This window comes from Collimonas sp., assembly GCF_039923675.1.
GTDB lineage: Bacteria > Pseudomonadota > Gammaproteobacteria > Burkholderiales > Burkholderiaceae_D > Collimonas.
This window is the reverse complement of the sequence record NZ_JBDTCG010000056.1, coordinates 94,954-111,268: the sequence shown is the minus strand read 5'-3', so window position 1 is coordinate 111,268 and position 16,315 is coordinate 94,954. Positions and strand designations below refer to the sequence as shown.

General features: G+C 55.5%; 15 protein-coding genes and 1 tRNA gene. 3 read left to right on the top strand and 13 right to left on the bottom strand.

Features of this window, described 5'->3' with window-relative positions; genetic code table 11:
- Positions 1–9: 9 nt before the first annotated feature.
- The 10 genes from ABI171_RS11855 to ABI171_RS11810 form a co-directional block, all read right to left on the bottom strand.
- Positions 10–1,131, bottom strand: coding sequence for a glycosyltransferase family 4 protein (locus ABI171_RS11855; RefSeq protein WP_348092760.1), 1,122 nt, complete (start codon positions 1,129–1,131; stop codon positions 10–12).
- Complete coding sequence (locus ABI171_RS11850; RefSeq protein ID WP_348092759.1) at positions 1,121–2,365, bottom strand: polysaccharide polymerase; 1,245 nt, start codon at positions 2,363–2,365, stop codon at positions 1,121–1,123. The genes ABI171_RS11855 and ABI171_RS11850 overlap by 11 nt, the downstream gene beginning before the upstream one ends.
- A gap of 14 nt (positions 2,366–2,379) precedes the next feature.
- Positions 2,380–3,261: a chain length determinant protein tyrosine kinase EpsG gene (gene epsG, locus ABI171_RS11845; RefSeq protein WP_348092758.1), complete on the bottom strand. Its 882-nt coding sequence runs from the start codon at positions 3,259–3,261 to the stop codon at positions 2,380–2,382.
- Positions 3,262–3,298: 37 nt separating this feature from the next.
- A complete protein-coding gene (gene epsF / locus ABI171_RS11840) occupies positions 3,299–4,690 on the bottom strand; it encodes a chain length determinant protein EpsF (protein WP_348092757.1) in 1,392 nt (463 codons plus the stop codon).
- A gap of 76 nt (positions 4,691–4,766) precedes the next feature.
- Positions 4,767–5,567 carry a polysaccharide export protein EpsE gene (epsE, locus tag ABI171_RS11835; RefSeq protein WP_348092756.1) on the bottom strand — a complete coding sequence of 267 codons (801 nt, stop codon included), beginning with the start codon at positions 5,565–5,567 and terminating at the stop codon, positions 4,767–4,769.
- Between the two features lie 35 nt (positions 5,568–5,602).
- Positions 5,603–6,556 carry an EpsD family peptidyl-prolyl cis-trans isomerase gene (locus ABI171_RS11830; protein WP_348092755.1) on the bottom strand — a complete coding sequence of 318 codons (954 nt, stop codon included), beginning with the start codon at positions 6,554–6,556 and terminating at the stop codon, positions 5,603–5,605.
- Positions 6,557–6,593: 37 nt separating this feature from the next.
- Entirely contained in the window at positions 6,594–7,115 is a 522-nt protein-coding gene (locus tag ABI171_RS11825; protein WP_348092754.1) for a hypothetical protein, read from the bottom strand.
- Positions 7,116–7,213: 98 nt separating this feature from the next.
- Positions 7,214–8,587, bottom strand: a complete 1,374-nt coding sequence (locus ABI171_RS11820; protein WP_348092753.1) for an undecaprenyl-phosphate glucose phosphotransferase — start codon at positions 8,585–8,587, stop codon at positions 7,214–7,216.
- 11 nt (positions 8,588–8,598) lie between these two features.
- A complete protein-coding gene (gene epsL, locus ABI171_RS11815; protein ID WP_348092752.1) occupies positions 8,599–9,888 on the bottom strand; it encodes an XrtB/PEP-CTERM-associated polysaccharide biosynthesis outer membrane protein EpsL in 1,290 nt (429 codons plus the stop codon).
- Positions 9,889–10,128: 240 nt separating this feature from the next.
- Complete coding sequence (locus tag ABI171_RS11810; RefSeq protein WP_348092751.1) at positions 10,129–10,398, bottom strand: hypothetical protein; 270 nt, start codon at positions 10,396–10,398, stop codon at positions 10,129–10,131.
- Between the two features lie 602 nt (positions 10,399–11,000).
- Between ABI171_RS11810 and ABI171_RS11805 the strand changes: the two genes are divergently transcribed.
- The gene (locus ABI171_RS11805; RefSeq protein WP_348092750.1) at positions 11,001–11,840 is read left to right on the top strand and encodes a phosphatase PAP2 family protein; all 840 of its coding nucleotides are present in this window, start codon (positions 11,001–11,003) and stop codon (positions 11,838–11,840) included.
- Positions 11,841–12,034: 194 nt separating this feature from the next.
- On the top strand, positions 12,035–12,430 hold the full coding sequence (locus tag ABI171_RS11800) for a MarR family winged helix-turn-helix transcriptional regulator (protein WP_348092749.1): 396 nt from the start codon (positions 12,035–12,037) through the stop codon (positions 12,428–12,430).
- A gap of 119 nt (positions 12,431–12,549) precedes the next feature.
- Here ABI171_RS11800 and ppk2 read toward each other — a convergent pair whose 3' ends face one another.
- On the bottom strand, positions 12,550–13,428 hold the full coding sequence (gene ppk2, locus ABI171_RS11795) for a polyphosphate kinase 2 (RefSeq protein WP_348092748.1): 879 nt from the start codon (positions 13,426–13,428) through the stop codon (positions 12,550–12,552).
- A 62-nt stretch (positions 13,429–13,490) separates the two neighbouring features.
- Positions 13,491–15,098 carry an inorganic phosphate transporter gene (locus ABI171_RS11790; RefSeq protein WP_348092966.1) on the bottom strand — a complete coding sequence of 536 codons (1,608 nt, stop codon included), beginning with the start codon at positions 15,096–15,098 and terminating at the stop codon, positions 13,491–13,493.
- Positions 15,099–15,401: 303 nt separating this feature from the next.
- On the opposite strand from ABI171_RS11790, the gene ABI171_RS11785 reads away from it, so the two are divergent.
- On the top strand, positions 15,402–16,028 hold the full coding sequence (locus ABI171_RS11785) for a hypothetical protein (protein ID WP_348092747.1): 627 nt from the start codon (positions 15,402–15,404) through the stop codon (positions 16,026–16,028).
- A 142-nt stretch (positions 16,029–16,170) separates the two neighbouring features.
- Here ABI171_RS11785 and ABI171_RS11780 read toward each other — a convergent pair.
- Positions 16,171–16,260 (bottom strand) — tRNA-Ser (locus ABI171_RS11780).
- Positions 16,261–16,315 lie beyond the last annotated feature (55 nt).

Below are 16,315 nucleotides of genomic sequence, written 5' to 3'. Positions count from 1 at the left end.
TTGGCGCCGTCAATTCATCAACTCTTTGTAGACGTCGACATACTTGTCCGCTATGTGCCGCCAGTTGTAGCGTTCGGCAAACAGCTGCACTTGCGCCCGCCTGTACGCATAATCGGACGCCATACCTTCGTGCAGCCTGAATATTTGCGTTGCATTGGCGTCTACGCCTCCGGGCGTAAGCAACAAGCCGATACGGGATTGTTCGACCAGATGGCGAAACGGCGGGATATCGCTCAATATCGGCGTCAAGCCGGCGCTCATTGCCTCAATCGGCGCAATGCCAAAACCTTCATGACGGGACAGGCAGATGAAATAACTGGATTGGCCGATCAAGACCGCCAATTCATGATCGGAAGGATTCGCGACAATTTGCACCGATCCGGTCAACTGCTGCTGTTCCACCACGGCCTGCAATTGCGCAGCGCTGTGATCGTATTCGCGACCGGCGATGATCAGTTTCCAGCCCAGTTCGCTGGTAGCCAGTTGCTTGAACAAGGCCAGCGTTTCCAGCAACCCCTTGTTGACAGACCAGCGGCCGAAATAGATCAGCGTACGGGTCAAGGCCGTTGCCGACTGATCGCTGTATTTTTCGACATTGACGCCGTTTTCGATCACAGCCAGTTTCGGCGGCTTGACGATTTTCCTGAAGATATCGCCATCGTTGTCGCTGGTAGCGATGATCTTGTCGTAAGCGATGCAGGAAGCGCGCGTGACGCTATTGAAATAGATTTTCTTGAGCCGGGATGCAAACCTGGTATGGAAAAATCCGCCATGCGTGGAAGCTACCAGCGGCCGCTTGTGCACGAGTTTGGTTGCGGCGAGGAAGTCGAAAAAGAAATCGACGCCATGTACATGAATCACGTCGGCGTCTTCCAGGTGATGCAACACCTGCGGACACAAGGGATATCTGCTGGTACCGTGAAACGGCAGCCGTATCACGCCGACGCCGTTGATCAGCGCTTCCGGCTCGAGAAACTCGGCGGAGTTCCTGAACAGGCGGTTGAGCGTGACGATCTTGGGAAGCTGTCCGTGTTGCTCGCGCTGCTGCCTGGCGATATTTTGGACCACGTCTTCCATGCCGCCGATGGACGGCGCGTATTGGCGCACGATGTGCGTAACTTTAATAGGCATGTCGATTTTCCTTTTCATCACTCTGGCGGCTTGCCATGCAGCCGACCAGGAACCACAAGATACCCGCGGTTTTCAACGCAAACAGAGAAGTACCGCTGACACACAAAATCAGGGACATATACAGGGTGATATAGGCGCGCAGGCGTTCACCACGTTCGTCTTCCATTTTGATCAGCCAGAGCGCGCCCCATAGAAACAGACATAGCAAAGCACCCAGCCGCGTGAGCAGCGACGGGTAGCCCATGTCACCGAAGCCGAGGTTGAATCCATCCAGGCCGAAAATCATTCCCAGGTCCAGATTCAGCAAGGTGCGGCCACTGACGTACAGGCGGCCCAGGACGTTGTCACTGTACTGGCCGCCAAAAAATCCCGCCAGCAGGAGCAGCATGGCGACGCACAGCAATGGCAATAGCATCGTCCATGCATGGTGCTTCCCTAGCGGCAGGCAACGCAGCAGCACCAGAGCGGCGACCGTGATCATGCCGTAGCGCGAATCGCTCAAGGCAATCATGACGACGGCAGCCAGCACGAAGAAAACCATTTGTTTGATCTCTTCGCGACCCTTGGCCAGACCCCAGGCGGCGATGATGACGGCAAAATTTCCGAGCGAAACAGGCTCCAGGAAAATCGAAGAAATGCGGTGGTTGCCGAGCAAGGACGGCAAGATGGTGCGGCCGATTCCTTCGGGCCGCATGCCGTTCAATCCGAGCACGCTGTCCTTGGCCCAGTTGGAGCCTGCAGCCAGGCCGCCCTGGTTCACGTAATAGGAAAAAATATTGAAAATGCGAGAAAACCAGTCCAGCAAAAACAATTCAAAAAAGCCGAACGCCAACACCACCGCAACCATCAGTTTCAGTATACGGTCAGCGTATTTCACGCTGCCGACCTGCCGCCCCAGGCCAAAGAACAGGATGGGAATCATCACATCGCGGAATCCCTTCGGATCCAGCTGGTTGCGCAAGATCGCCAGCAGTAACAGATAGGCCACCGCCAGGCTGGCGACGGCCAGCAGTTCGAGCCGGATATGCCTGGCCAGAACGATGATGCAGGCCAGATAGATGGCCGCTTCGGCGAGCGCCACATCCGCCATGGAGATGCTGTGCAAGTTCGTATGAATCGCGCAAAGGACGGCCTGGTACGCCAGCGCACTCATCAATATCCAGAATGCCAGCCGGCCAGCCGGCGCCGCCACTGCGGCCTGGTCCTGGCTACCCGCCATTCGGCCTGGCTGCATAAACTGGCTGCTCATCAGAAACTCACCATCACCGAGCCGACGATTTCGGTGCCGCTGCGCCGCAGCTGATCGCTAAAATCAGCAAGGTCGGCTACCCGCGTATGATCTTTGCGGACCACTAGCAACACTCCGCCGGCGCGGGCAGCGACGGTCAAGGCATCGGCCGAACTCAAGAAGGCCGGTGTATCGTACAAAACGATGTCGAAACGATCGCACAAGGTTTGATTGAGTACGCCGAAGCTGGCGCGATTGAACAATTCCTGAGGATTGGGAACCGGCGAGCCGGCCGGCAGCAGCGACAGGTCGGCGAATGAATCAATCATCGCCACCATGTCCAGGCCGCAGCGTCCAGCTAATACATCGGCCAGTCCGCGCTCGGCGGGCAGATTGAAAATCTGGTGCTGGCGCGGGGCGCGCAAGTTCGCATCGACCAGCAGCGTCTGTTCGCCCAGTTGCGAAAATACGACGGCAAGGTTGGCGGCCAGCAAACTGGTGCCGTCGCCCGGATTGACGCCGGCGATCGCCAGTTTCTTGCGGCCGGCGGTGAACCAGCGCAACATCAGCTGGCTGCGTATCGAGCGTAGCATCTCTACCTCCGCGCTGAACGGCTGGTAGGCCGCCATCAGCGTCGACGGATAGTTGCCGCTGCCGTCTTGCAGATAGGGATAGTCGAACTGCCGTGACAGCACCTGCTGGATATCGGCGTCGCTTACCAGGCCGAGGCGCTTTGCCGCTTCGCCGAAACGCAAGCCCTCCTGTTTCTGCAACATCCGCACTTTTTCTACCTGCTCAAGCGTCAGCTTGCCCTGCTCGACCAGCATGCGGCCTATGTGCGCGTCCTTGCGCGGCGGCGTTGCCGCGGCAGCGCTCAGTATGGAACTTACCGGCTTGTTCATTTCGGCTCCCTTTTCAGTTTGCATATGAGCATCACGGTCATTGCGATAAAAACAGACTGGAAAAACCAGATCTGCGCGCGGGTTTTCCCCACGCGATGGTTCCCAGCATCGGCGCCTGCAGCACCTTCAACAGGTCGTTGCTGGATCTCACCCGTCGGTTGGCCAGTTCCGCCAGGATCGCCAGCGCCAGGCCGAGCGTCGCGCCTAGCAGTATCGACAACACTATATTGAGCAAGACATTCGGGCTGGCGGGACGCATCGGTGTCGCAGCCGGGTTGAGCACCGAGACATCGGACTGGTTGGCGTTGCCTTCGAGTTCGGTCTGCGACAGGCGCAGCATGGCGGCGTCGTAGGCATGCTGCGCGCTCTCCACATCCTTGCCGAGCACCGACAATTCGTCGCGCGCCCGGTTCAGTTGCAGCACCTTGGCTGTTTGCGCGCCCACCGCAGCGCGCACTTCTGCTTCGCGCTGGCGCAAGATGCGGCCGTTATTGGCCACGCTGTTATTGGTCGAACTGATGCTGTTGTTCAGTTCGCTGCGCAATCTGTCGACTTCGGCCTTGGCTGCCTGGTACTGCGGATGATTGCGGTCCAGATTCTGCGACAGCATCGCGAATTTCGCTTCCGCCGTCGCCAAAGAGGCTTTCAGGCTCTGGATCAGCATGTTCGATGTCACGTCCGGCGAATCACGGCCGCCGTTGCCCATGGCTTGGCTGCCGCGCGACGAAGCTTCTATCGATTGACCCTGAGCCTGGACCAGTTGCGTCGACAAGTCATTCAGGCGCGCAGTCTCGACATCCAGATTCTTGTCGGTGCTGACGATGCCATGATCTTGCTGGTACTTGGAGAGTTTGTTCTCTGCCTCTTCAAGGCCGGCGCGCAGCGTCTTGACTTCGCCGGAAAAATATTGCGAAGCCTGATGCAGGGGTTCTACCTTGATCTGCAAGTTAAGCTGCTGATAGGCGGCAGCAAAGGCGTTCGCAACTTTGGCGGTGAACGCCGGATCGCTGCCTTTGGCGATGATTTCAATCACGCTGCTTTCCCGTGAAGGCGCCACTTCCACCATTTTCAACAGGGAATCGGCCAGCCAGTCCCGCATCGAGCCGTTGCCATTGGCGGCTTTCTGAAAGCGTTGCCTGAAGGCGGGATCGTCAACCAGGCCGAGCGTATCGACCGCTTTCAAGGCCACGCTCCTGCTGGTGACGATATCCATCTGGGTAGCCATGTATCCGGATACCAGCTGCGCCGCCAGGACATGGCCGGAGACCGGATCCGTGCCCTTGTAGTTGAGCAGCAGCGTAGTGGATGTCCGGTAAGTCTTGGGCAGCGCCAGACTGACCGCAACGGTAGCCGTTATCACGATCAGCAAGGTCGTCAGGATGACCTTGTAGCGCGCTCGCAGAATGGTCAGAAGTTGAGAAAAAGTCATGGCAGTTCCTCCCGCAGACTGGCTGGAAAATGGCGGAAAACAGGCGTATGAACAGGTGTATGGATCGCGCCGCAAATCAAAACAGGCTCTCTTTCACGTACACCACGTCGTCTGTCTGCAGCACCTCATTGTTTTTTGCATCGATCATCTGCAGGTTGCCGCTGGCGTCGCGGCGCTTGATGCGCAGGCCCCGCTCGGTGCCGCGCGAGGTCAGTCCGCCCCCAACAGACAAGGCTTGGATCACTGTCATGTTGGCTTCCAGCCGGTAGCCGCCGGGGTGCTGCACTTCACCGTAGATATAGAATTTCGGCGCGCGGTCCACGTACACCATGTCGCCGCTGCTCAGCTCCAGATCCGACTTCATGTCGGCTGAATGAATCATCTCGACCAGGTTGACCACTTGCTTGCTGGTTTTGCCATTGCGGACACGAATCACGGTAGCGGTATCGCCGCCTTCCGGACCGACGCCGCCGGCCACTGCCAGCATGTCGGTCACGCTGCGCTTGCCGCTGACCGCATAGCGTCCCGGACGCAAGACCTGGCCAAGCACCGACACCATCTGGCTTTGCATTTCCGTGACCAGAATATTCACTTCCGCTTTGCGCAAGAAGCCGCCATCGGTCAGCATCGAGGATATTTTCTTTTCAGCGTCAGAAGCAGACAGGCCGCCGACGCCGACATTGCCGATCAGGGGAAAAGTAATGTTGCCGGCATCGCTGACCTTGGTTTCCAGGCTCAGATCGGGATTGCCGAACACCGAGATTTTCACGGCATCGCCGGCTCCCAGCGGCGTATCCGCCGCAAACACGGCAGCGGGAGCGATGCAAAGAACCAGCAGCAAAGCCAGTATCGATTGATAGAATCGGAGTTTCATCATGTTCACCCTGTGAGTTATGTTCTGGTTTCGTTTGCTCATTTGAGTCCGGCCATATCGTGTTCAGCATGCGTGTCGTGTACGCCATCCCTGGCTGCGACCGCCTTCTTGCCAGGCAGCGTCGCCGTCAAGGCCGGCCCTTTCTCTGCAACCATTGCGGCAGGCTTGTCGACGTATTCGAGCTTCGTCAAAGAGCGCAACCGCGCAATTTCCCCCGCTGCGACTTCCTGCATTCTTTTATTCAGCAGATAACGTTCGATCTGTGCGACCGCCACCTCCTCGGTGACAGGACTTTCCTTCAATTCCGTCAGGGCGCACAGCTGGTCTTGCTGCCCGTCTTTCATGACAAACAAGCGGTTACGGTCCAGTTTCTGGAGTTTTCCGGCGATCTCTGGCGGCAGCTCGGCGCTGGTGTATGACAGCCTGGCTTTGCCATATGGGATACCGTTTTTTTCCAGCCAGACCGCCACCTGCCCCAGGGATTTTGCCGAGTCCATCATGGCCTTGAGCGATGGGCTAAGATCTTGATCGGCAATACTCAACTGCTGGACGCTGAATATTTTCCGGTGTGCAAACAGTTCTGGATGCGCTTGAAAATAGGCATCGATTTCCGCTTTGGAAGGTTTGCCCCAGCTTGCTCCTATCGACTCCAGATAGGCCTGGACAATTGCCTGGGTCCTGAAGCGATCGATGACTTGCATCAATTTCGGATCGCGGTCGAGCTTGTTGCGCAAGGCTTCATCCAGCAGGATCTGGCGATCGATCAATGCTTCCAGAGCCTGTTCGCGCAACGGTTGCTGCTGCCCGGCGCCCTTCGCGTCGTTCGCATAATCCAGCTCGGCTTCAAGCTGGAGCGCAGTGATCGGCTCGCCATTGACACGGGCCAGCACCTTGCCGGTCTTTTTTTTCTGATCGCTGCAAGCGGACAAGCTCATGACAGCCAGCAATAGCAAGACGCCAACTGCTTTAATTTGCGAAGAAGCAGTTTTCATTTTTTCCATCGGGTAAAAAGCAAGGGCTGGCATGAGGTCACGCAACGCCTGGTGAAGTTGGCGTTGTCGCTGGAGGAAAGCCGATCGACGTACGCATGGGGCGACGACGGACCTGATACAGCAGGAAGCAAAGCCCGACCAGCAACATGCTCCAGCGCGCAGGTTTTTGCAGTGGCCGTGCCTTGAAATTCCTCAGAAAATAAAACAGCGAGTCGTCCGCAATCTCCAGGCGCGACACCACCGCTCCCGGCCAGCGCCGGCTATCGATATCAGGTGAATACGCAGCAGGAATAACGTTGCCGCTCGGCCGTACGTCGTTAGAAATTCCGGCTTCGCTAAAAACCATTGAAGCGGCGGAGACCTGCCCTGCCGGAAGCGAAGCAGCACTGGTCGGGATTGCCTGCAGCGAGCTGATTCTGCCGGATGGGTAAGCGTCGATTGCCTGCACAGACGCAGCCCTACCTTGCTGCGCATCGAGTTGAAAAACCGGCGTCGCCGCCAAGGCGGAACCGCAAGAAACGGTGAATAACAAAGTCGTCAACAACTTGGCTCTTTGCATGGTCCTTCTCCTGATAAAAATTTCATCGCATATGGAATTGTTTCCAGCTCCGCACAAGGCGTCAGCCGTGTCTCCATTGATCCTGCTTTTGCAGCGCATCAGTAGGCGCTGTCTTTTTTCAAGACTTCTTTGACGGTACGAACGATGATCCACAAATCCAGCGCCAGCGACCAATTGCGCAGGTACTCGAGATCGAACTCGATCCGCGACCGCATTTTGTCCAAGGTGTCTGTTTCTCCGCGAAAGCCGTTCACCTGGGCCCAGCCGGTAATGCCGGGCTTTACCTTGTGCCGCAGCATGTAGCCGCTGATCAGCTTGCGATACAGTTCGTTATGCGCGACTGCGTGCGGGCGCGGCCCGACAATGCTCATACGGCCCTGCAGCACATTAAAAAACTGCGGTAGTTCGTCGAGTGATGTTCGCCGTAAAAAACTGCCGAAGCGGGTAACCCGCACATCGTTCTTCTTGGCCTGGTCGACCTTGGCTCCGTCTTCGGCAACGGTCATGGAACGGAATTTATAGACCACGATTTCTTCGCCATTCAAGCCATAACGGCGCTGCGCAAAAATGATTTTTCCGGGAGAGGAAAGTTTTACGCCGAATGCTATCGCTAACATAATCGGCAGCAACATGATCTGGATCAGCAATGCCAACACGATATCGCTACCGCGCTTGACCACGCCGCGCAGGCCGGTGAACGGCGTCTCCCAGATGCCGATGACCGGGACGCCGCCGACATGGTCGAGACGTGCCTGTATGAAACCGTGGGTATAGATGTCTGGCACCAGATAGACCGACGCAGTCGTGTCGCGCAATTCTTCCATCAACGCCAGCACCCTGGCCTGTTCCGACATGGGCAGGCAGATAAAGATGGTCCGGATCTTGTTCGCAAGAACATAAGAACGGACGTTGGCGATGGCCCCGAGGTATGGCGCATGCATACCGGGTGATTCACTGGCATCATCAAAAAAGCCGCGGATGTCGACGCCCGCATTGCCCTGCGACGCCAAACGGCTGAGAATGCCGCCGCCGGGATCGTTGGCACCAACAATTACCGCTGACCGTACTTCCGGATTCTTGCCGAAGTTGAATACCAGCATATACGCCGTCAGACGGCTGAGCAGCAGCGCGAAAGGCGCGATCACAAACCATGTGCCGATGACGCGATCGGAAAAATCATAGCGCAACCCGGTACCTTGTCCTATCAGACTCAGGACGGCGACGATGATCGCCCATCCCAGGAAAATATCGACGGCATACGCAAGCTGTTTTCCGATATGCAGGGTGCGGTACAGGTCGATCTGTTCGTAGATATAGGAAGAAATGAAAAAAACGATAATCATCAGCACCAGATAGCTGCCGGTGAATACTTCGTCCTGCACCAGGATGATCAGGTACAAGGAACCGAGAATAATCAGCGGATCAAGCAGACGCTTGAAAAAGGAAACCAGCGGAATGTCATTCTCAGTCATTTTCTGCCACCTTAAAACGCATAACGCGTGTTCAGCATCACGCCATTGCTTACATAGCCGCCGGGAGCATTCTGGAGGGTCTGGGTACTGCGGGTGCCTGACAGCTGGAGACGCCAATGCAGCGTCGGGTTATAGATCACGCTCAACGCCATATTGCGCAGGGCATCGTTTTGATTGATGGCGCCGATGGTGCCGTCCGCCGACGATTGGCCGAAATCTCTTTTTTCATATTTGTACTGCGCCACCAGGCTGACTTTTTCAGAATATTGCCAAGCCGAAGCAATGCTGGCGCCGTGATTCAGGGAATAGACGGTAGACAGATCGTCCACCGCGCCGATTTCCCGCCAGCCGGCAATGGAGACGTCGATTTTGCCGGTTGGCGACCAGTCGGCGGAGACACGTGTATTGATGCCGCTAAAATCGCGGGCGGAAAATGCATCCTGTTTCCGGCTTACCCAGCCACCCAGGAAATGCAGCGTGGTCTTGCCGGTTAACAGCCAATCGACCTTGCCCTTGAGTTCGTCCTGGTTATAGCCGTTAAATACCTGTATGCCGTTGTCCAATTCGGGATTCGGATAATCGGCACGCGTATGGCGCAGCTGCAGGCCGATGGTGCTGCCGCTGGCGGCCAGATAATCCAGCCCCAGCTCCTCCTGATTCTGCGAGTTGTCTCCCGTCAGCTGCGAATCGAGGTCGTACCATAGCTTGCTGTGCGCCACTCCCGCCCGCAAACGCCAGCTGGGATGGAACAGCCATGCGCCGTCTGCGTAGACATTCTCTTGGGTGCGCAGATTACGTTCCAACAAATGGAAATCGATGAAAGGGGTCAGCCCCTGTGAATAGGTGACGCCGACATTTCCCTGAAACTGGTCGCCGGCGTGCCAGTTCCAGTTGGCGGCCAAATTCTTGTCGAGATGATCGAGCTGATCGAATCTGTCGTAATCGACTTTGGCGACGCTCATGTTCGCCGTCAGATGCTGCCGGCTCAGGGTCTTGTCGATTGCCAGGCCGAACAGCGCCGTGCGCGTGGTATCGGACAAACCGCTACCTATCCCCATGGCCTGCGCCGACGCCGCACCAGGCAATCTCAGCAGATTGTTGTCATAGCTGACGCCATAGCCTGCATACGGAGTGACTGCATCCGGCGGAGGAATAATGATGTCGGGCGTGGGAATGACATCGGTCGGCACCAGGTCGCCGGCAATCGACGGCGCCGCTACGCAGGAGCATATCGGTATCAAGAAAACGATACGCAACGGCAGGCGGCAAAACACAACACGACTTCGGATACGTCTGTTCATCAAACACCTTCCTGGCGCAACCAACTGCGCCAAATTGCATTACTCCGACACCAACGACCATTTGCCATGACTTATTGCGTGGCAAAAAAGCGGCAGCAACAACCATCGATAGATAGCCTCGAATTTGCCAAAGGGCGACAAGAGACCGTGGCGCCTCATCGTTCAACCGATTCAGGCCAGGACCAATTGCCTCAGAAAAATTCCCGGTATCGGCATTGCACACGCAAGCCGGATCCGCGGTTATCGCTTTGCGTAAAAATTCGCTAAAGGCAAAAATTCAGGTTGAAAAACAATAGATGGAAATGCACAGGAGATTTGCGGCGTAGACTGCTTTCGTGCGTTGTTTGATACAGGTTTGTTTGATGCGAGACGGCTCGATACGAGCACATCGACAAGAGTATGGTTTTCCAGAAAACCCTTTGGGTTCGTATCAGCTGCATAGGCGCTTATTGCGACGGAACTGTCATTGAAGACTGGCTCTCGGCACAACAGCGGAACGTTTGTTTGCATGGTATTTCCTTCAACAGAATACTTAACGAGCGTAGCTGCGGCTCATACAAGAAATTGAGTAAAGTCAGCACTGCCATCCATTGCCTTACGTTCTAAAGACGATGAAAAAAGAAAATTGCCGGCTCGGACTGCACATCAGATACATCGCCCTAGCCATGTTGCAGGACAACATAAAGACCTTTGTAAAACATTGTTAGTTCATGTTTGAAACGATTTGTTACACATTCTTTTTTGCATTTCGCATGACAAGAATTTGCGCGTTGACTGTTTGAAAATACATAAAAACATTTAAATTTCAATCTGACAAATAATTGGCAACACCACCAAAACCTTTTAAAAATAAGGCTCTCCAGCAATTAAGAAAATTGATTCTGGGTCCTCAGCATAATTTCCTCTGTGCGGCAGCGGACATAGCGAAGGGTTATTTTCAGGCTGTGCGAGCGATCCAAAAAATCGAAATTTAACGTGTTTTTTCGTCACAATATTTAATTGTGCGTAGCACAATTAAATATCAATAAATTGCGAATGAAAGAGAAATTCCCATACATGGTTTTTTGCTAGCCGTTTTGTCGGCGCCGAGGACGATCAAGCTGGCAACAATTGTGCAAATTCAAATCACCGCTGAGTGGCGTGCAAGAAACGCTGAAAAAATATGCAGGAACGCGGTATATTCCCCAGATGCCGGAGTCGCGTATTGCGGCAGGTTGCTGGAGAGGCGGATGGGTGGGATGTGGAACAATGAGGTAAATATTACAGTGATGAATTGGCTTAGCCAATTTACGGCGATGTCCGCGCCTTTTAATCAGATTGTCCACTACGTCGCCGGTTCGAACCTGTTCAAAGGCTTCCCTGTCATGGGACTGATCTGGTATTTCTGGTTCAGGGATACGGATCCGAAATCAGGTACCAGGCGCATCATCATTGCGACATTGCTGGGATGCGTGATCGCCGTATTTATCGCCCGGGTAGCCAACAATCTGGGGCCGTATCAGCCGCGACCTTTTGCAAACCCGGCACTTGCCCATCACGTATTTATCGGACTGCCGGCGCCGGAAAGCCAGGCCTTGTATATCTGGAGCTCCTTCCCCAGCGACCACGCCGCCTTGTTTTTCAGTCTCGCCACCGGGATCTTCTTGATTTCGAGAACAGCGGGACTGCTGACCTATTTGTATGTACTGATCTTCATTGCGCTGCCAAGGGTATATCTTGGCTTGCACTACCCAACCGATATTTTCGCGGGCGGGGTTTTGGGCATCATATGCGTCGCGTTCAGCACTCGCGCTCATGTGACCCGCCTGTTTGAAGGTCACTGCACAACGCTGATGGATAGATATCCCGCCGCTTTTCAGACGGCGCTGTTCATCATCAGCACGGAAATTGGCGTGATGTTCGGTGACGTCCGATTGCTGGTTGAAGGAATAGTGAAATATTTTCCGAAATAGCCGGCTTCCCCAGAATATGGCGGCATTTCTTGATAAGCGCGAAGCGGCCGTTGGCGAAGGACTTTGCATACGCCTGGCCGTAAGCAAGCATGACAATCCGATGACTATCGCCCCAAATAACCAAAGCGGCCGTTTTCACGTTCGCGAACCGAGCGCGCAACGTCGGATCCTGCATGTTCCGCTTACCAGCATAAATGGCGAGCGTCGCGAAATTGGCGGCCATGCCGGCTTTCATCAAGAAGCACGACGCGGCGTACCGATGCGGCGGAAGTTGTAGTGCTCATGCCCAGTGGGATGCGTTGCAGGAGATCGGCAACCGTCCCGAGTCGTCCTCGCACAAGCTAGCCAGCCTGACATTCCAGACCGATCAATTTTTTGGCGCGCTGGCGATCCGGATAGCTGACCGTGGGCTGATCCCGCGCACCGCAGGCACAGGCAAGGCGCTGCTGCACCACCTCACGCCGGTTGGCGAGTCGATGCTGCGCAATGGACATATCGTGGTGAACAAGGTATTGGCCGATTCGCTCGCGCCGTTGACGGCAGCCGAGCGACAGCAGTTGCAGGCATTGCTGAGCCGCTTGCTGGACTAGGCGCCAAGCCGGATAAATAACCGGCACTCGAGATACCTGCCAGGAAAGCGGTATGTTGATTGAACAACCGCTAAGTGCCAGGAAAATTCCAGGCGACTCAAACGGCGCAATGAATCAGCCTAATAGATCTCCGGCACGATGATTTCCAAGGGCACCGGATGCCGCACGTAATCTTCGTGATGCTCGCGCTGCGGCAGCGCAATCGAGGGATGCATCACCTCTTCGTATGGCATCAGGCCAAGCAAGTGATTGATGCAATTGAGCCGGGCCTTTTTCTTGTCGACTGCCTGCACTACCCACCACGGCGCTTCCTGGATGTGGGTACGCTCGAGCATGATTTCCTTGGCCTTCGTGTATTCCTCCCACCGGCGGCGCGATTCCAGATCCATCGGGCTCAACTTCCACTGCTTGAGCGGGTCGTTGATGCGGCCTAAAAAGCGCAAATGCTGCTCTTCATCGGAAATGGAAAACCAGTACTTGATCAATTGAATACCCGAACGCACCAGCATTCTTTCAAACTCAGGAACGGTACGGAAAAATTCTTCGTACTGATCGTCGCTGCAAAAATTCATCACGCGTTCGACCCCGGCCCGGTTATACCAACTGCGGTCAAACAGCACAATTTCACCGGCTGCCGGCAAATGCGACGCATAGCGCTGAAAATACCACTGCGTGCGCTCGCGGTCGTTCGGCGCCGGTAGTGCCGCCACGCGGCAGACGCGGGGATTGAGACGCTGGGTGATACGCTTGATGACGCCGCCTTTTCCGGCAGCGTCCCGCCCTTCGAACAAGATGACGACCTTATGCCCGGTGTGCACCACCCAATCTTGCAGCTTGACCAGTTCGCCCTGTAATCGAAACAGTTCCCGGAAGTAGCGGCGCCGATACTGCTCCTCGCTACTGCCATCCAGTGCATGTTCCTGGAACAGCTCCAAGGGACGGTCTTCCATTTCCAACTCAAGCTCTTCATCGTAGCTATCGACGAGATCGCGATGCATATGGCTGATAACTTTGGGGGCGTTCACGTTCACGGCGATTACCTTGTTTGAATGGACATTGATCAAAACAGATGGGAAAACAGCCAGTACAGAGAACCGGAAAGCAGGATCGCCACCGGCAGGGTCAACACCCAGGCCGCCACCAGGTTGCGGACAGTCGACATTTGCAGGCCCGAGCCGTTCGCGGCCATGGTCCCGGCAACACCCGACGACAGTACGTGGGTGGTGGATACCGGCAGGCCAAACGCATCGGCCGCACCGATGGTCAGCATCGCGACCATTTCGGCGGAGGCGCCCTGCGCATAGGTCAAATGCGTCTTGCCGATTTTCTCGCCCACGGTAACTACGATGCGCTTCCACCCCACCATCGTACCGAGGCCCAGTGCGATCGCGACCGCAATCTTGACCCACAGCGGAATGAATTTGGTGGCGTCGTCAATTTGCTTCTTGAACGTCTTGAGATTGGCCTTGGTGTCGGCATCGAATGCGGGGCTCTTACTCTTGTCCAGCGAGCGTATTGTTTCAGCCACCAGATACATGTCATTACGGATGTTGGCGACGGTGCGCGAAGGCACCTCGGCGAGGGAGTCGTGTTCTTTGATGCGGGTACCGATAACGCCAGTCAGGGCCGCCAATGCCGGCACCACGTCCGGGCTCAGCTCCTTGGTACGCACGTAGTCGGACAGCGTTTTGCGTGGATTGGCTGGTGTCAGGGTGCCTGGTGGAATAGTTTTTTGCAGCGATTGCCGGGTTACCTGGGCAACCGCTACAAATTGCGTCACTTCACTGACCGGCATGGCCCGGTTCAGCGCAAACGCGATCGGCACGGTGCCGACCAGTATCAGCATGATCAAACCCATGCCCTTTTGGCCGTCATTGGAGCCATGCGCGAAAGACACGCCGGTACAGGTCAGGATCAGCAACCCGCGTATCCACCATGGCGGTGGCGCGTTGCCTTCAGGGGCTTCGTACAATTCCTTGTTCTTGACCAAGGCGCGCAATGCCAGCAACAGCAGCGCCGAGCAGGCAAACCCGACGATCGGCGACAGCAGCAGCGAGTAGCCGACATTGGCGGCCTGCCCCCAATCCACGCCACTGGTCCCGTTGCGGCCGTTCATCAACGCATTCGCGACCCCGACGCCGAGTATCGAACCGATCATGGTATGGGAGGAAGACGCGGGCAAGCCTAACCACCAAGTGCCCAGGTTCCAGAGGATTGCGGCAATCAACAACGCGAATACCATCGCGAAACCGGATCCCGATCCGACCTGCAGGATCAACTCAACCGGGAGCAGCGAGATGATACCGAAGGCCACCGCTCCGCTGGACAGCAGCACGCCAAGGAAATTAAAACAGCCTGACCACATCACCGCAAAATTCGGCGGCAACGAGTTGGTGTAAATGACGGTCGCGACAGCATTGGCCGTATCGTGAAAACCATTCACGAACTCGAATCCAAGGGCGATCAACAGTGCAACGACCAGCAGAAAATAAGACCACCAATTCGAGGTTTCCGCGCCCGTGTTGATGACTGCAGACGTCAGGCTCAAACCGCTAAAGACCAGTCCTGCGATGAGAAGGCTGATGAAGATGATAGCTGTTACCGGCCCGGTTTTCTGGTCGACGTAGCGGCGCGAAGGTTTAGCTACGGACGGCGCCCCTCCGGCCAAGGACTGTTCGTTGAATTCCACGATAAATTTCCTTCAGGAAATAATGAAACCGGTGATGCGCTGGTTCATGAAATTTACCTTTGAAATGTTACCGGCCTGTGACGACAGGCCAGCCGCTGGCAGCACCGCTTATCCCCTGGCGGTAGCGTGCGCCGGCCCTTGTCGGCAACGAGATGGCATTGCCCCATAGCACGGCATTATTGTCGTTTCTCTGCATTTATTTCCAACAAATTGCGAGCGTGAAATAGCGACGTCACATTAAACCGTTATGGTTGAAATATTCGACTTCAAGGAAATATTCTTATGGCAACGTCTGGACTTCTTTCCGGTTCTTCCGTATTTGCCAAAACAGGAAAAGGACGCGATGAAATCGCCCGACGTTGTTTCGGTTTGCCCCCACGGCAGCGCCGTGTACTGATCGTGATGGATGGAACAAAAGATCTTGCGACGATAGCCGAAGCCATATCCAGGGATGAACTCGCACAAGCAGTTCTCTTTTTGAACGAACAGGGATTTATCGCATTGACATCCAGTGATGCAAAAATGGCGGAATCCGGCGCAAACAGGCCGCGACAGAAGGATCCGGCGGCAACGCCTGAACTGACTACCTCACGTACGTCACTCATTCAGAAGCAAGCCGTGCCGCCGGCCGCAACCGACAATGCACAGGCCCTGGATGCGCCAACATTACGGGAAGTCAAAGATTTCATGACAACGACAGCGCAAACCTATCTTGGCTTGTTGGCCGCCGACCTTATCCAGCGCATTGAGCGGACAAAAAATCAAGAAGGGTTGAAGTCGATCGTCGGACAGTGGCACATGGCATTACGTGACTCCAAGCACGGCGCCCGCTTCGCCAGCTCGTATCTTGATCAGGTGACGGCAACCTTGTCCGGTAACGCGCCTGAGCTGAGCCGGAACCACGTTTGATCTGGAGTGCCCCTCGAGCTGGGCAAAGTGAATTGGTAATTTAAGCTAACCTGGCACTTGCAAAGATGCGAAAACGATCGCTTTGCACCTGAGATTATCAGAAAAGCAAAACGGCCCGTAAAGGGCCGTTTTGCTTGGGATCTGGCGGAAGCGGTGAGATTCGAACTCACGAACGGGATAAACCGTCGCTAGTTTTCAAGACTAGTGCCTTCAACCACTCGGCCACACTTCCGGAAAGGTCGTAATTATACCCAATTTGCAACAATTTAACGATACCCGGTGAGCAT

Bases quoted from the DNA above. Each gene is read 5' to 3' on its own strand.
- ABI171_RS11855 (WP_348092760.1), bottom strand. From the start codon at position 1,131: ATGCCTATTAAAGTTACGCACATCGTGCGCCAATACGCGCCGTCCATC.
- ABI171_RS11850 (WP_348092759.1), bottom strand. From the start codon at position 2,365: ATGCAGCCAGGCCGAATGGCGGGTAGCCAGGACCAGGCCGCAGTGGCG.
- epsG (WP_348092758.1), bottom strand. From the start codon at position 3,261: ATGAACAAGCCGGTAAGTTCCATACTGAGCGCTGCCGCGGCAACGCCG.
- epsF (WP_348092757.1), bottom strand. From the start codon at position 4,690: ATGACTTTTTCTCAACTTCTGACCATTCTGCGAGCGCGCTACAAGGTC.
- epsE (WP_348092756.1), bottom strand. From the start codon at position 5,567: ATGATGAAACTCCGATTCTATCAATCGATACTGGCTTTGCTGCTGGTT.
- ABI171_RS11830 (WP_348092755.1), bottom strand. From the start codon at position 6,556: ATGAAAACTGCTTCTTCGCAAATTAAAGCAGTTGGCGTCTTGCTATTG.
- ABI171_RS11825 (WP_348092754.1), bottom strand. From the start codon at position 7,115: ATGCAAAGAGCCAAGTTGTTGACGACTTTGTTATTCACCGTTTCTTGC.
- ABI171_RS11820 (WP_348092753.1), bottom strand. From the start codon at position 8,587: ATGACTGAGAATGACATTCCGCTGGTTTCCTTTTTCAAGCGTCTGCTT.
- epsL (WP_348092752.1), bottom strand. From the start codon at position 9,888: ATGAACAGACGTATCCGAAGTCGTGTTGTGTTTTGCCGCCTGCCGTTG.
- ABI171_RS11810 (WP_348092751.1), bottom strand. From the start codon at position 10,398: ATGCAAACAAACGTTCCGCTGTTGTGCCGAGAGCCAGTCTTCAATGAC.
- ABI171_RS11800 (WP_348092749.1), top strand. From the start codon at position 12,035: ATGGCGAGCGTCGCGAAATTGGCGGCCATGCCGGCTTTCATCAAGAAG.
- ppk2 (WP_348092748.1), bottom strand. From the start codon at position 13,428: ATGCATCGCGATCTCGTCGATAGCTACGATGAAGAGCTTGAGTTGGAA.
- ABI171_RS11785 (WP_348092747.1), top strand. From the start codon at position 15,402: ATGGCAACGTCTGGACTTCTTTCCGGTTCTTCCGTATTTGCCAAAACA.